General features: G+C 63.4%; 11 protein-coding genes. 7 read left to right on the forward strand and 4 right to left on the reverse strand.

Annotated features, from left to right (window positions below; genetic code table 11):
- Positions 1–38: 38 nt before the first annotated feature.
- From J7E24_RS11195 to acs, 7 genes are all read left to right on the forward strand, one after another.
- Positions 39–1,508, forward strand: coding sequence for a hypothetical protein (locus J7E24_RS11195; RefSeq protein WP_251047153.1), 1,470 nt, complete (start codon positions 39–41; stop codon positions 1,506–1,508).
- Positions 1,509–1,562: 54 nt separating this feature from the next.
- Positions 1,563–3,062 carry an MFS transporter gene (locus J7E24_RS11200; RefSeq protein ID WP_215138127.1) on the forward strand — a complete coding sequence of 500 codons (1,500 nt, stop codon included), beginning with the start codon at positions 1,563–1,565 and terminating at the stop codon, positions 3,060–3,062.
- Between the two features lie 169 nt (positions 3,063–3,231).
- Positions 3,232–3,456 carry a hypothetical protein gene (locus tag J7E24_RS11205; RefSeq protein ID WP_215138129.1) on the forward strand — a complete coding sequence of 75 codons (225 nt, stop codon included), beginning with the start codon at positions 3,232–3,234 and terminating at the stop codon, positions 3,454–3,456.
- A 114-nt stretch (positions 3,457–3,570) separates the two neighbouring features.
- On the forward strand, positions 3,571–6,372 hold the full coding sequence (locus tag J7E24_RS17785; protein ID WP_215138131.1) for a sensor histidine kinase: 2,802 nt from the start codon (positions 3,571–3,573) through the stop codon (positions 6,370–6,372).
- 122 nt (positions 6,373–6,494) lie between these two features.
- Positions 6,495–6,884, forward strand: a complete 390-nt coding sequence (locus tag J7E24_RS11215) for a response regulator transcription factor (RefSeq protein ID WP_215138133.1) — start codon at positions 6,495–6,497, stop codon at positions 6,882–6,884.
- 65 nt (positions 6,885–6,949) lie between these two features.
- Positions 6,950–8,893: an AMP-binding protein gene (locus tag J7E24_RS11220; RefSeq protein ID WP_215138135.1), complete on the forward strand. Its 1,944-nt coding sequence runs from the start codon at positions 6,950–6,952 to the stop codon at positions 8,891–8,893.
- Positions 8,894–9,046: 153 nt separating this feature from the next.
- Entirely contained in the window at positions 9,047–10,975 is a 1,929-nt protein-coding gene (gene acs, locus J7E24_RS11225) for an acetate--CoA ligase (RefSeq protein ID WP_215138137.1), read from the forward strand.
- A gap of 144 nt (positions 10,976–11,119) precedes the next feature.
- On the opposite strand, the gene J7E24_RS11230 is transcribed toward acs, so the two are convergent.
- The 4 genes from J7E24_RS11230 to J7E24_RS11245 form a co-directional block, all read right to left on the reverse strand.
- Entirely contained in the window at positions 11,120–13,003 is a 1,884-nt protein-coding gene (locus J7E24_RS11230; protein WP_215138139.1) for a pyruvate kinase, read from the reverse strand.
- 71 nt (positions 13,004–13,074) lie between these two features.
- Positions 13,075–13,938, reverse strand: a complete 864-nt coding sequence (locus J7E24_RS11235) for a universal stress protein (protein WP_215138140.1) — start codon at positions 13,936–13,938, stop codon at positions 13,075–13,077.
- A 41-nt stretch (positions 13,939–13,979) separates the two neighbouring features.
- Positions 13,980–14,798, reverse strand: a complete 819-nt coding sequence (locus J7E24_RS11240; RefSeq protein ID WP_215138142.1) for a universal stress protein — start codon at positions 14,796–14,798, stop codon at positions 13,980–13,982.
- Positions 14,799–15,383: 585 nt separating this feature from the next.
- Positions 15,384–15,932, reverse strand: a complete 549-nt coding sequence (locus J7E24_RS11245) for a hypothetical protein (protein WP_215138144.1) — start codon at positions 15,930–15,932, stop codon at positions 15,384–15,386.
- Positions 15,933–15,936: the final 4 nt, after the last annotated feature.

The following is a 15,936-nucleotide window of genomic DNA, read 5'->3' on the forward strand; positions in this document are numbered from 1 at the left end:
CGAGTTACCCCAGATCCGTCTCATTTCTCCCCACCCGCATGCGTAAAACGTACTACCCACTGGCTCTTAGTGCCTTGCTGCTGACCACGGCCGCCACGGCCCAGGTGCAACCGCCGCCCGCCGGCAATGCCCCGGCCCCCGTTCCGGCCCCCCAGGCCCCGGCACCCACCCCGGCAGCCCCCACCGAATCGGTGCCTTATGGGGCGGGACTGAAAGTGTCTTTTTCGCCCGATGGCTCGAAGTACATGCGTTTCATCACCTGGCACCAGGTCTGGACGCGCTTCAACCAGAACAATACCGGCTCGCAGCATACCGCCGGCGACCCGCAGCGCAACACCTTCGATGTGGGCCTGCGCCGCTCCCGCCTGATTCTGTACGCCCAGCTGAACCCGCGCTTTTTGATTTTAACGCACATTGGCATCAACAACCAGAACGCGGTTGGCGGCGGCGTGGGCATCGGCGACCCGGGTAAAAAGCCCCAGCTGTTCGTGCACGAGGCCGTAGTGGAATACAAGGTGGCTAACCAACTGAGCCTGGGGGCAGGCCTGCACTACCAGAACGGTATTTCGCGCATGACGCGGGCCAGCACCCTGAACTTCCTGGCCTTCGATGCGCCCATTACCAACTGGCCCACCATCGAAAAAACCGACCAGTTTGCCCGCTACATGGGTATTTATGCCAAGGGCCGGATAGGCAAGCTCGACTATGCCGTGGCTGTCAACGACCCGTTCGTGACCAGCCCGACGGCTACCCCGGCCACCGTGCCCACCAACGTGGCCGAGTACAATCCGCGCAACCACTCTAAAAACTTTCAGGGCTACTTCGCCTACGAGTTTCTCGACCAGGAAGCCAACCTGCTGCCCTACGCCGTGGGCTCGTATCTGGGAACCAAGCGGGTATTCAATATCGGGGCGGGCTTCCTGTTTAACAAGGATGCCATGTTCTCGCGGCCCGGTGCCTTGCCCTCCCCGCAGCCTGCCGACCCCTATCAGATACCTTTCAAAACCCACAACATGGGAATCTGGTCGGCTGACGTGTTTTTTGACACGCCGCTGAACAAGGAAACGGGTACGGCCTTCACCACTTACGCGGTGTACTACAACTTCGATTTTGGGCCGAACTATGTGCGCAACATCGGCATCATGAACCCAAGCGCGGCCGGGGGCTCGGCTGCTATTCCGGGGGCTGGTACGCTGCGCGGCAACTCCTTCCCAACGGTGGGTACGGGCTCGGCCCTGTATGCGCAGGCCGGCTACCTGCTGCCCAAAAACGCGCTCGGGCCCAAGGCGCGCCTGCAGCCCTACGCTGCCTGGCTGCACGGCGACTACGAAGGGCTGGAGGCAATAGGGGCTAAAAAGGTGAATGTGCTCGACCTGGGGGCCAACGTGCTGCTCGACGGCCACAATGCCAAGCTCACGCTCAACTACCGCGTCCGGCCCGACTACTCCAACCCGCAAGACATCAATTACCGCCCCGAAGTCACGCTCCAGACGATGATTTTCCTGTAAGCGCCTCAGCAGGTCGCAGGTCATTCCTTTTTCCAACCTCAACTCCCCAACTTCATGGCACAAGATGTAAACCGGGGCGGCTCGGCGACAACCCTCGATGCGTCCCCGGAGCACGACAACAACCAGGTTTCGAACAGCAAGATCTGGCAGGTAATCACGGCCTCCTCGGTCGGAACGGTGATTGAGTGGTACGACTTCTACATTTTTGGCTCGCTGGCCGCCATCATCGGGCCGGTACTGTTCGGTACTACGGGCAAAATAGAAGACACGATACTCGGCACGCTGGCCGTGTTTGGGGCCGGGTTTGTGGTGCGGCCGTTTGGGGCCCTCGTATTCGGGCGCATCGGCGACATGATCGGGCGGAAGTATACGTTTCTGCTCACGCTGCTGCTTATGGGCGGAGCCACGTTTGCCACGGGTCTGATTCCGAGCTACGACAAGATTGGGGTGGCCGCGCCTATCATCGTAACGCTGCTACGGTTGCTGCAGGGGCTGGCGCTGGGCGGCGAATACGGCGGGGCCACCACCTACGTGGCCGAGCACTCGCCCGACAAAAAGCGCGGCTACTACACCTCGTTTATTCAGACGACGGCCACGGTCGGCTTGCTCATCAGCATCATCGTTATCATTGCCACCCGCAACCTCATGGGCGAGGCGGCCTTCAAGGAGTGGGGCTGGCGCATTCCGTTTTTGCTGTCGGGCGCGCTGGTAATTGCCTCGTACTACATCCGGCTTAAGCTGCACGAGTCGCCGCTGTTTGCCAAGGCCAAGGCCGAGGGTACTACCTCCAAGAACCCGCTGCGCGAGTCGTTCGTGAACCCCGTAAACCGTCGGCTGGTGCTCATTTCGCTGTTCGGCGCTACCATGGGCCAGGGTGTAGTCTGGTACACGGGGCAGTTCTACGCCTACTCGTTTATGCAAAATACGCTCAAGCTCGATATCATTGATGCGGCCCTGGTACTGTGCGCCGCCCTGATTCTGGCCACGCCGTTCTTCGTGTACTTCGGCGGCCTTTCCGACCGCATCGGCCGCAAAAAAATCATCATGATGGGCCTGCTCTGCGGGGCCTTGTTCACCATTCCCATTTTCTACGGCATGAAGGCCTTCGCCGGCCCGCTCACCGAAACCGCCGCCGCCACCGTCGACGCCACCGGTAAAGCCGTGCCGGCCGTAATGAAGGCCCTGAACCCACAGTTGATACCGATGACGGCCCTGGTTTTCTGCCTGGTACTCTTCGTGACGATGGCCTACGGGCCGATTGCCGCCTACCTAGTCGAGCTGTTCCCGACCAAGGTGCGCTACACCAGCCTCTCGTTCCCGTACCACATCGGCAACGGCATTTTCGGAGGCTTTGTGCCCCTTATTGCCACGGCCCTCACGCTGTGGGCGGCCGGCAAACCCGACGGCACGTTTCTGAAGATGTGGAGCAGCTACGCCGGTCTGGTGTATCCGGTGGCCATCGCCTTCATCTGCTTCATTATCGGCTCCATCTACATGAAAGACGTGCGCAACGTCAAACTCATGGACAACGAGTCGGGCGAGGCAGCTTCCTAGCCGGGCCGTGCGGCCAACGCAAATCCGCCGGGCCGTTGGTTCGGCGGATTTTGCTTGTCTGGTTGGCTGGCCGGCGGTGGGAGGGGTAGCGGTGCTGGTACGTTGAACCGCTCCGTAGCATACCAGCCATTTATTCGCCTACTTAAACGCTCCATCAAGCTGATACGCCATGCCCAACCTCCAACCTCCTGAGCAACGCCCCGAGCAACGGCGCGGGCAACGGCTGCTGTTTCTGGCGCTGCTGTTCGGGGTGCTGCTCAACTTCCCGCTGCTCGGTGCCTTTAGCCTCGATGCGCGCGTGGTGGGCATTCCGGTGCTCTACCTGTATGTGCTGGCGGTGTGGGTAGCGTTGGTTGCTCTCACGGGCTGGCTGGTGAAGGGAATTAAAAATTGAAAAAAAACAGAACGTCATGCTTCATCTGGCGTCCGCTCAGTCGAAGCATGACGTTGCTTTGACTTTGTAAACAGTTTCAACGACTCATACCGTTAGATTTTTAGCTCAGAAAGCATGTCCCCGCTGCTGGTAATCGGTTTTTCGTTTGGTTACCTCGGGCTGCTGTTCGGGTTGGCCTACGCGGCTGAGCGGCGGGTGGCGGCGCGGCGCAGCTGGGTAAGCAACCCCTATGTGTACGCCCTAAGCATGGCCGTGTACTGCACCGCCTGGACGTATTACGGCTCAGTCGGCCGCGCCGCGCACTTCGGGTTGGAGTTTTTGGGTATTTACCTGGGCCCCACGCTGATGGCGCCGCTGGCCTGGCTGGTGCTGCGCAAAATCATTCGCATCTGCCGCGCCCAGCGCCTCACCTCCATTGCCGACTTCATTTCGGCGCGCTACGGCAAAAGTGCCAGCCTAGGCGCGTTGGCTACCGTGGGCTGCGTGCTGGGTGTGGTGCCCTATATTTCGCTGCAGATCAAAGCCATTGCGGCCTCGTTTGAGATGCTGACCCACGGACCCGATTCGTTGGGGCTGCCCGTTGAGAATGCGGCGGCCGTAACGTCGGCTTTCTATACCACTGTGGCGCTGGCTTTCTTCACCATCGTATTCGGGGTGCGCTCCGTAGAGGCCACCGAGCGGCACGAGGGCATGGTGCTGGCCGTGGCCGTCGAGAGCCTGATGAAGCTGGTGGCCTTTCTGGTGGCCGGCCTGTTTGTGGCCTACGGCCTGTTCAACGGCTTTTCCGATGTGTTCAAGCGGGCCGCGGCGGTGCCCGACCTGCGCCGCCTGTTCACGCTGGAGGGGGCCGGCACCACGCCCGGGCAGTGGCTGACGCTGCTGCTGCTGAGTATGTCGGCTATACTGCTGCTGCCCCGGCAGTTTCAGGTGAGCGTGGTAGAAAACGTGAACGAAGACCACCTGCGCAAGGCCATGTGGCTGTTTCCACTCTACCTCATCATCATCAACCTGCTGGTACTGCCGCTGGCTTTCGGGGGCCGCCTGCTCGATGGAGCCGGCCGCCTCGATGCCGACATGTATGTGCTGGCGCTGCCGCTACAGGCCGGCCGGCCCTGGCTGGCGCTGTTCATCTACCTGGGTGGCCTTTCGGCGGCCAGCAGCATGATTGTGGTGGAAACTATTGCCCTGAGCGTGATGATCAGCCACCACCTGTTGATGCCGCTGCTGGTGCGCGGGCCGGTGGGGCGCGAGCAGGGGCCGCGCTGGTTTGCCCGCCTTGGGCAGCTGGCCCTGCACACCCGGCGGCTGGCCGTGGTGCTGGTGCTGCTGCTGGCGTTTGCCTACTACGCCGCCGTGGGACATCTGCTGCCGCTGGTAAATATTGGCCTTATTTCGTTTGCTGCGGTGGCGCAGTTTGCGCCCGTAGTGCTGGGTGGCCTGTACTGGCAGGGCGGCACCCGGGCCGGCGCTACGGCGGGCCTACTGGCCGGGCTGCTGCTGTGGCTGTATACGCTGGTGCTGCCTACCGCCGTAGAGGCGGGCCTGCTGGCCGATACGCTGCTGCTCGAAGGGCCACTGGGCCTGGGTTGGCTGCGGCCGGGGGCACTGCTGGGCCTAACCGGCCTCGATCCACTCTCGCACGGGCTGTTCTGGAGCTGGTTTTTCAATGTGGGGCTGTATGTGGGCGTGTCGCTACTGGGGCGGGCACCCTCGGCGCTGGAGCAGCGGCAGGCCGGGCTGTTCGTGCACGTGTTCCGCCACGAGCCGGGTTTCGAAACCAGCCCGGCCGGCTGGCACAGCGTGGCCTCGCTGCCCGATGTGCGGGCGCTGCTGACGGGCTTTCTAGGAAAAAAGCGCACGGCGCAGGCCCTCGGCGCTTTTCAGGAGCACTTCCCCGGCCACATGGTTCGGCCTGCCGAGGCTGCCAGCCCGGCTGCGCCGGCAGCCGGGGCCGATGCGCCCGCCGACCCGCGGCTGCTGGCCTACGCCGAGAAGCTGCTGGCCGGGGCTATTGGCCCGGCCTCGGCCCGGCTGCTGTTGCGCTCCTCGGTGGGAGGGGTCGAGGACATCAGCTTCGATAATGTGGTGGTCATTCTCAGGGAAAGCCAGCAGCTGCTCGAAGCCAACCGCCAGCTCCAGAAGCAGCAGCGGCAGCTGCAGGCCCTCACCAGCCAGCTGCAGCAGGCCTACAACCAGCTGCGGGAGCTCGACCAGCACAAAGACGAGTTCCTCTACACCGTTACCCACGAGCTGCGCACGCCCCTGACCAGCATCCGGGCGCTGTCGGAAATCCTGAGCGACAACCCCGAGCTGGATGAGGACGAGCGCCACCGTTTTCTGCACACCATCACCCGCGAAGCCGAGCGCCTGAGCCGCCTGATTGCGCTGGTGCTCGACCTGGAGAAGTATGAGTCGGGCACGGCGCGCCTCAACAAAATGCCTCTCGATGTGGCCGACATCATCACTGATGCTCTGGAGGCTGTGGGTCCGCCGCTGCGCGCCAAGCACATTCAGCTGGACTTGGCCGTGCCGCCCGCCCTGCCCGCCCTGCCCGGCGACCGGGACCGACTGATGCAGGTGCTGGTTAACCTGCTCAGCAACGCCATTAAGTCGTGCCGGGCCGATGGCACGGGGCGTATTGCCGTGGGCGTGCAAACCACGGCCGGCGGCCTGCTGCTGTGGGTGCAGGACAATGGCAAGGGCATTGCGCCCGAGTTCCATCACCTGCTGTTCGACAAGTTTTACCAAGCGCAGAACCAGACCACCCGCAAGCCCGAGGGCACGGGGCTTGGGCTGGCCATCACCAAAAAAATAGTGGAGCTGCACGCCGGCCGCATCTGGGTGGAAAGCGAAACCGACCAGGGGGCCCGATTTTCGCTGGAGCTACCACTTACGGCTTTGGAGAGTGGCCAGTAGCAGAGCAAAGCCTTCCTTAATTAGCCCCAATACCAACCCGCCCCAATCAATACCCGAACGACTCTGCGTGCCTCTGCGAAACCCTCCGCGCTCTGCGGGAAATAGATAAAGAATCCCTCGCTATGAAAACGACCCCGCATATTCTTCTAGTCGACGACGAGCCCAATATTGTAATGTCGCTCGAATTTCTGATGCGCAAGGCTGGCTACCGCGTTAGTATTGCCCGCAATGGCAGTGAGGCGCTGGAGGCCATTGGCCAAACACCCTTCGACCTGATTTTGCTCGATATTATGATGCCCGATGTGGATGGTTACGAGGTGTGCCGACAGGTGCGCCGGCACCCTCGGCAGGCTGGCACGCGGGTGGTGTTTCTGAGTGCCAAAAGCAAGGAAGCTGATGTGCAACAGGGCTATGAGGTGGGGGCCGACCTCTACCTGACCAAGCCCTTCAGCACCCGCCAGCTGATGGCGAAAGTAAAAGAGCAGCTGGCTACGGCTACCGGCAGCCCCTGAGCCTGTGCTGCTGCCCGGCACCGCCCGCCACCGCTCTGCATTCCCTTCTTCCAAACGCCCCGCCCATGCCTACCTACGCCGCCGAATACGCTGCCAGCCTCGCCGATCCGGCCGGTTTCTGGGCCGGGCAGGCAGGCCGCCTCACCTGGCAGCGCGACCCGCCCCGACCAGTGCTGAGCCAGGACGAAGAAACCGGTTTCTACCGCTGGTTTCGGGGTGGCCAGTTGAATACCAGTTGGCTCTGCCTCGATTACCACGTAGCCAACGGCCGCGCCAACCAACCCGCCCTGCACTACGACTCGCCCGTGACCAACGTGCGCCGCAGTTACACCTACGCCGAGCTGCTCGACCTGACGGCCCGGCTGGCCGGGGGCCTGCGCGCCCAGGGCGTGGAGCCCGGCGACCGGGTGCTTGTGTATATGCCCAACATGCCCGAGGCGGTGGTGGCTATGCTGGCCTGCGCCCGGCTGGGGGCAGTGCATTCGGTGGTGTTCGGGGGCTTTGCGCCGCCCGAGCTGGCCGTTCGCATCGATGATGCGCAGCCCCGCGCCATTATCTGCGCCTCGGCCGGCATGGAAGTTGACCGCCCGATTCCATATCTGCCGCTGGTGCACGAAGCCCTGGCCCTGGCCACCCACCAGCCGGCCTGCGTGGTAGTTAGCCAGCGCGACTTCTGCCCCGCCGAGCTGCCCGAGTTGCCGGCCGCCGTGGCAGCAGAGGTGGCCGCAACAGCCCCGCGGTTTGTGGATTACCGCGAGCTGCTGCAAGCCGCTCCGGTGGCGGCTGTGCCCGTCGATGCCACGGCACCGCTCTACATTCTGTACACCAGCGGCACCACCGGCCGGCCCAAGGGCGTGGTGCGCGAGCATGGCGGGCACGCCGTGGCGTTGCGCTACAGTATGGGGGCCGTGTACGGGCTGAAACCGGGCGAAACCATGTTCAGCGGCTCGGACATTGGCTGGGCCGTGGGCCATAGCTACATTGTGTATGGGCCGTTGCTGCTGGGCGCTACCACCGTACTGTTCGAGGGCAAGCCCGTGCGCACACCCGACGCCGGCATGTTCTGGCGTGTGTGTGCCGACTACGGGGTACATGTGCTGTTCACGGCGCCCACGGCCATCCGCGCCATCCGCAAGGAAGACCCCGACGGCGAGCTGGCCCGACAGTATGATTTAAGCCGGCTGCGCCACCTCTTTCTGGCCGGCGAGCGGTGCGACCCCGCCACCTACGCCTGGGCCGGCCAGCTGCTGGGAATACCCGTGGTCGACCACTGGTGGCAAACCGAGTCGGGCTGGCCGATGCTGGCCTCCTGTGTGGGCTACCCCGATGCGCTGCCACCCCGTGCCGGCTCGGCCGGCCACCCGGTGCCGGGCTACCAGCTCGAAATTCTCGATGAGGAAGGCCAGCCTGTGCCGGCCGGTACCACCGGGCTGGTGGCGCTGCGCCTGCCGCTGCCCCCCGGCTGCCTGCCCACGCTCTGGCAGGATGATGCCCGCTTTCAGCAGGCCTACCTCGACCAGTTTCCAGGCTATTACCTGGCGGGCGACGGGGGCTACCGCGACGCGCAGGGCTACTGCTACATCATGGGCCGCGTAGATGACGTGATAAACGTGGCCGGCCACCGCCTGAGCACCGGCGAGCTGGAAGAAGTGCTGGCCGCCCATCCGGCCGTGGCCGAATGCGCCGTGCTGGGCCTACACGACGAACTGCGCGGACAGGTGCCGGTGGGCCTGGTGGTGCTCAAGGATGGCCAGTTGCTGCCTGAAGCCGAGCTGGAGCAGCAGCTCGTGCAGCTGGTGCGCAGCCGGGTAGGAGCCGTGGCCTGCTTCCGGCAGGCGGCGGTGGTGGCGCGGCTGCCCAAAACGCGCTCGGGCAAAATACTGCGCAAAACCCTGCGCCAGCTCGCCGACGGCGACGCCTTTACGGTGCCTTCCACCATCGACGATCCGGCTATACTCGACGAAATACGGGCCGTACTGGCGCGGCGCGGGATAGGGCAGGGGAAATAAGACACGAGCTCACCCCTGTCATCCTGAGCAGAGCGAAGGACCTGGTGAGAGGGTACTCCCTGGTGCTGCCGGCCGCTACGCAGGTCCTGAGCTGCGCTCAGGATGATATATTTTTCTCATCTTTCTCTCTCTATTGACTCAACCAGCAACCATATGCCTACACCTACCACCCCGCAACACGCCCGTATCCGCACGCTCGAAGACTACCACGAGGCTTACCACCTGAGCACCCGCCACCCCAACGAGTTCTGGGCCGCAGTGGCCGAGCCCTTCACGTGGCGCCGCAAATGGAGCACCGTGATGGAGTCGGATATGGCGGCGGGCGAAACGACGTGGTTTGCAGGCGGGCGGCTCAACATCACCGAAAACTGCCTTGACCGCCACCTGGCCACCCGTGGCAACAAGCTGGCCCTCATCTATGAGCCCAACGACATAAAGGAGCGCCACCTGCGCCTGACTTACCGCGAGCTGCACCAGCGCGTGTGCCAGTTTGCCAACGTGCTGCTCAACAACGGAGTAGAAAAGGGCGACCGGGTGTGCCTGTACATGCCCATGATTCCGGAACTGACCATTGCCGTGCTGGCCTGCGCCCGTATCGGGGCGGTGCACTCGGTTATCTTCGCCGGCTTCTCGGCCACGGCCATTGCCGAGCGCGTGAACGATGCCCAGGCGAAGCTGGTGATAACATCGGACGGCCTGAACCGCGGAGCCAAGCAGATTCCGGTGAAGCGGGTGGTGGATGAAGCCCTCGAAACCTGCCCTTCGGTGCGCCGGGTGGTGGTAGTGGAGCACCTGGGCTGGCCGGTGCAGATGGAGGACGAGCGCGACGTGTGGTACCACGAAGAAGCCGAAGATGTGGCCAAAACCTGCCCGGCTGAGGAAATGAAGGCCGAAGACCCGCTGTTTATTCTCTACACCTCGGGCAGCACCGGCAAACCCAAGGGCGTGGTGCACACCACCGCCGGCTACATGGTGTGGGCTGATTATACCTTCCGCAACGTGTTTCAGGTGGAGGAAAACGACGTGTTCTGGTGCACTGCCGATGTGGGCTGGGTAACGGGCCACACCTACCTGATATACGGCCCGCTGCTGGCCGGCTCGACCACCCTTATGTTCGAAGGCATCCCGACATACCCCGATGCCGGGCGGTTCTGGGAGGTGATTGACAAGCACTCGGTCAGCGTGTTCTACACCGCGCCCACCGCTATCCGCGCCCTTATGGCCGAGCCCCTCGACAACGTGCTCAGCTACTCGCTCGACTCGTTGCGCGTAATCGGTTCGGTGGGCGAGCCCATCAACGAGGAGGCCTGGCACTGGTACAACGAGCACGTGGGCAAAGGCCGCTGCCCGCTGGTAGATACCTGGTGGCAGACCGAAACCGGGGGCATCATGATTTCGCCGCTGGCCGGCATCACGCCCTCGAAGCCCACCTACGCCGGCCTGCCGCTGCCCGGCGTGTGGCCCGTGCTGCTCCGCCAGGACGGCACCGAAATCGAAGGCAACGAAGAAGAGGGCTACCTGGCCATCAAGCAGGCCTGGCCGGGCATCATCCGCACCACCTGGGGCGACCATAACCGCGCCGTGCAGACCTACTTCGCGGCCTACCCCGGGTACTATTTCACCGGCGACGGCGCCCGGCGCGACAAGGACGGCCTCTACCGCATCATCGGCCGCGTCGATGACGTGATTAATGTGAGCGGGCACCGCTTCGGCACGGCCGAAATCGAAAACGCCATCAACCAGAACCCCAATGTGGTGGAAAGCGCGGTGGTAGGCTACCCCCACGAGGTGAAGGGCCAGGGCATTTACGCCTACATTATCTGCCGCGAAGGGGCTTGCCGCAACGAGGCCGACAAGCCTCGTGTTGAGGCCAGCGTCATCGAAACGGTGGTAGCCGAAATTGGCAAAATTGCCCGACCCGACAAAATCCAGATTGTGACGGGCCTGCCCAAAACGCGCTCGGGCAAAATTATGCGCCGCATCCTGCGCAAAGTGGCCGAGGGCGACACCAGCACCCTGGGCGACACCAGCACCCTGCTCGACCCCGCCGTGGTAGACGAAATCATCGGGGGAGCCAAGTAGGTCTGATTCGTTCGTGAGCGTGCCGCTGTCCGGTATTCGGCCGCCAGTACCGCTACCCGCCCATAGCAACCCGCGTTGCCGTGGGCGGGTAGCGGTACTGGCGTTGGAAGAAAAGAAGCGTGGCAGATCAGGTCCTGAGTCCTGCTATGCGGGCTGCTCCGGGCGCCACAGGCCGGCGACGTGCAGGCTGCGCAGGAGGGTGTTTTTTTTGCTCTGGTGGGCCTCCATGCGTCCCAGAATGCCGGTCAGTGTCTGCACCGCAGCTACAATGCGGGGCCCTTTGTTGAGCATCACGCACTCGGCCCGGCTGCCCATGGCGGCATCGGTAATTTCGGCCCGCGCCGGCATACCGCCGCTGGCCAGGCTCTCGAGCACCTGCGTGGCCCAGATAGCGGGGATGTGCGCCGCTTCGCAGAGCCAGAGTATTTCTTCCTGCACCTCGGCCAGCCGCTCGAAGCCGCATTCCACTGCCAGGTCGCCGCGGGCAATCATCACGCCGCAGCTTTCGTCCTGCATAGCGCGCAGCAACAGGGCGGGGAGCTGCTCGAATGCCCGCCGGGTTTCAATTTTAAGCACGATGGGCAGCTCCCGGTCGGTGAGGCGGCGCAGGTGCTGGCGCAGCAGCGTTACGTCCGCGGGGCTGTTGACGAAGGAAAGCTGCACGACATCGGCGTGCTGAGCTACAAAGATCAGGTGCTGCAAATCAGTTTCCGTAAGGGCCGGAATGGAAAGCTGGCTGTCGGGCAGGTTGATGCCTTTGTCGTTGCGCAGCTTGTCGCCTTCGGCGCGGGCCTGCACTATGCGCACCTGCACCTGCTGCTCGTCAACGTGCTCCACCACGCCCCCAATTTTGCCGTCGTCGAACCAGATCCGCTCACCCGGCTGCACCGCATCGAATACCGCGGGCAGGGTGCAGCCGATAACGGCCGGTCCGGCCCTGGCAGCGGCCGTTGGGCAAGCGGCAGCCAGTTCGCCAAGGGTGCTACCAGCAAGGAGCTGGCGGCTGAGCCGCAGCTGGTCGTTGGGGCGCAGCAGCAGAAACGAAGACCTGGCGGCTAGCCCATGCGGGCTGGCCTGCGCCCCGGTAGGCCCGGCAAAAACGGTGGTAGGAGTGATGTACGCCGTTTTGTGCAACTCTGCCCAGCACCCGTTCGGCTCCACATGCACTACGCGCAACTCTCGCCGGGCTCCGCGCGCATCCTCAAACGATACGCGGCTACCTGCAACCAAACCCTGCAGCCAGGCCACCGGAAAGGCCAGCGTGGCGGCCGTGACCGGGTGCTGCCGAACTGCCAGCCACAGGCGGGCGGGGGCTGTTACCCGGCCCAGAGCATCGCGCTTAGGCTTTACCTTCAGCACGGCCGGTGCGGGCGGCAGGCCCTGGGTGCGCAGCTTGGGGCCGGCCAGGTCCATGCTTACCCGGCAGGTTTTGCCCAGCTCCTGCTCGGCGCGCCGCAGGTGGGCAATCATCTGGCCCCAGGCAGTGGCGTCGTCGTGGGCGCAGTTGATGCGCATGCAGTTCATACCTTCGCGCAGCAGGTTGCGCACCAGCTCGTAGTTGCCGGCCGCCTCGCCGGGCATGGTTACCATAATCCGGACGTTGTGCGCCGCCGGTGCCGGGCCCAGGCAGGCGCTGCTGTGTGCGGCCAATAGGCGCGGGCCGCCTTCAAAATCGGGGGCAGTTTCGGGAGAGGGGCCGGTGGCGGTTGGTGCCAGCAATGCCTGCACAATAGCCAGCACTGCTTCGACGGTGGCCAGCGCGTGGGCTTCGGCCCGGCCCAACGACGAGAGGCCCAGTGCAGCAAGCCGTTGCTGCAGGTCGCGCCGGTCGTGCCGGCGCAGGGCCAGATAGTGCAGTAGGTTGCGGGCACTGGCCCGGAAGTTAGGGTGCACGGCCTGCAGCTGCTCGGTGGCCTGCTCGGCCAGCTGCAGCATGTCGGTGCGCAGCGTGGTCAGCTCAGCCAGCAGCTCAGCCAAGGCGGGCGCGTGGCGTTGGGCATAGGAGGAGGGCTGGCTAAGTTCAGGCATAAGAAAGCAGCGTATAACTGCGGATACCGGAAGTGGTGAGGGCGGAAAGCAGGGCAGCCGCCGGTGCTGTATCAGCTCATGGAGGGCATCCAGTCGGGTACGCCCGGGGCGTGGGCGGGCAGCAGCAGTACGGGTACCGGACAGCCGCGCAGCACCTGCGCCGTTACGCTACGATGGAACAGCCGGCCCAGAAAGCTGCGGGGCCGCGCAATCAGCACCAGCAAATCGGCCTGTAGCTCGGCCCGGGCCCGCAGAATGTCAGCGGCCGGGTCGGCGTCGTCGTTGTAGAGGTGCGGTGCGGTGGCAGTGGGCAGCAGCTGGCGCAGCGGCTCGGCCAACCGCGCATACTGCTCTACCGGCTCTGCCGCCCCGCCCAAAGCCGCCCGGACATGTACCACCGAAAACGTGGCTTGCCAGCTCGCCAGCAGCGGAGCCAGGGCCAGCGCGGCTTCCCCTAATACGAAATGCTCGCCATCGACGGCGACCAGTACACGGCGCGGCAGATTGGGCGGCGGGCCGGCTTCGGGCACCAGTAGCAGCGGACGGTGTGTGCCCCGCAGCACTGGCAGGGCTTGGTTGTGCAGCAGCTGATCCAGCAGGCCCGGCTCGGCGCTCAGGCCCATGGCCAATAATAGTGGCCGGAAACGGGCAATAGCCTGCTGTACGGCGTTGGCCAGGGGAGGCATCAGCACCCAGGCACCGACTGCTGTGGGCAACTCTTCGGCCAACTCCTGCAGGGCGGCGTCGGCGTCGGCCTGCAACCGTTCCACGTAGGGCATCGGAACAAACGCCAGCTCCGACGACAGCACCGGTGCCTGGCAGACGTTGACCAGCTCCAGCCGTACCTGCCGCGGCGCGCCCAGCAGGGCCGCGTAGTGCGCAGCACGCGCGGCGCCGGCCGACAGATCGACAAAGACAACAAAGCAGGACTGCATGACGAATCAGAGCAAAAGTTTACGGACTCGATTGTAAAAACTTACTCCCTGGCGGGTAGCACCAGCACCGGAATTGTGCTGCGCTCCATGAACTCGCTCGTGACACTGTGGTGAAACAGGCTGGCCAGCAGGCTGTGGGGGCGGGCAATTACAACCAGTAGGTCGGCCTGCTGCCGGGCCGCTTCGGCCAGCACCCCATCTGCCGCCGACAGATCGGCCACTTCGGAAACCTGGCCAACGGCCGCCTCATCGGCTATGTTGCTGGCAGCTATGCTTTCCAGAATGGTATCGGTTCCCAGGGGAGCGTGGCCGCTGTCGGTCACCCGCACTACGTTCAGAGTACCGCCCGACAGGCTTAGCAACCGCCGGATAATGTCCTGGTAATGGTGCAGCACAAACCGTTGCCCATCGACGGCTAGGAGTAGGCGGCGGGGTAGTCCGCTGGTAGGCGTTAGGGCCGGCACCAGCAGCAGCGGGTAAGGAACGGTGCTGAGCAGCGTTTTGGCCGTGTCGACCATTACTTGCAGCGGTGTGCCGGGCCCACCAGGCGCCCCCAGCACCAGCAACAGCGGATTATGCTGAAGCACAGCGGCGCGCACGGCCTCGGGCAACTCCCGCTCCGATATTTCTACCTGAGTGGATACGGACTGCGTTGCGGCCAGCCGTTGCAACGCCTGCTTGGTGACCAAGGCATCGACGGGCACGTAGGCCGGGTCGTCGACGGGGGCCAGCAGGGCATCGTAGCGGGCGTGCAGCAGTACCAGCGCTGCCTGCAGAGGCCCGGCCAGCCCGGCAGCATACGCCAGCGCGCTGTTGGGGGCGGCATAAGAATCGGTGAGTACCAGGAAAGGCGAAACCATAGTGGGAGAAAATTGCAGGTGGAATAAGGCGCTACCAGAGTTGTTCGCTTATCAAAAAGACCTTAACAAGCAGCTGGCAGTGGCTTTAGGAAATGGGGAAGGTGCCCAGGAGCGCGGAACCCATCCAGATACAAACAGCTGAGCAAACAGGGCTGCAACGGCGAGCAGGCAACTGGCCGGCAACCGCACCGGGGCGGGGAAAGGACTTCCGGGAGCAGGGGTAGGCCCGGGCAGACACGCTGGCTGGCCTGATATCCTGAATATACGATATTAACTGGATAAACGACGGTGGCCCAGTCTGTAAGCGGCTTCTGTTGGTGGGTGAAGCTCAAACCGAAAAGAGTGCCGGCCAACCGGCCGGCACTCTTTAAAAATATCGAAGCTGTTTAGGAAGTCTGAAAATTCAAGATTGGACGTCATGCTGAGCTTGTCGAAGCATCTCTCCCGCTTCGTCAGGTTCGTTTAATGAAGCGGTAGAGATGCTTCGACAAGCTCAGCATGACCGCCTGACGACTTCCTAAACAGCTTCATCAAGTAATACGAAGGCAAATCAAAGGAGCCAATGCCCTCCGCGCCACTGTTGGTTTAGAATCGGCCCAGGTAGTCCTTTGTTTGGGGTTTGTTCTTCTTCTGCTTCTTGCTACCCGAAGAAAGCCACATGACCAGTCCCGCTGTAGCAGCACCTATAACAGCCATTTTGGTAATGAAGGCCGTGCGGTTGTACTTCCACTCCATATCGTAGCCTTTCTCAGCCCAGATGTTGGGTAGCTTGCCCTTGAATAGGTCCGTCACTACGCCCTCCACTACGTCTACGCGGTCGGCCATAATCAGCGGCAGCCAGTGCTTGTACTGGTTTTCACTGTACTTGAACGCCTGTCGGCGGATTACGCCGCTCAGGCCGCTGGGTGGGGCCGGCGTACCAAACACGGCCGATACTTTGGGTCGCTCAATCGACTTGAGCACTTCCTCGGTTACAGGCTGCAGGCTGTCGGGCCGACGTTTGGGAGTAGGGTCTTCGCCCACATTCATGCGCTTGCGCATGGGGTAAGTGGGGTCATTTTCGGGGTCGGCATCAATGCCCCAGCCCTTGATGGTTTTAGGGTCGATGCGGTTACTTACAGCGTTGTCTTTCATGGCG

Source organism: Hymenobacter sp. ISL-91, from assembly GCF_018613725.1.
Taxonomy (GTDB): Bacteria; Bacteroidota; Bacteroidia; order Cytophagales; family Hymenobacteraceae; genus Hymenobacter.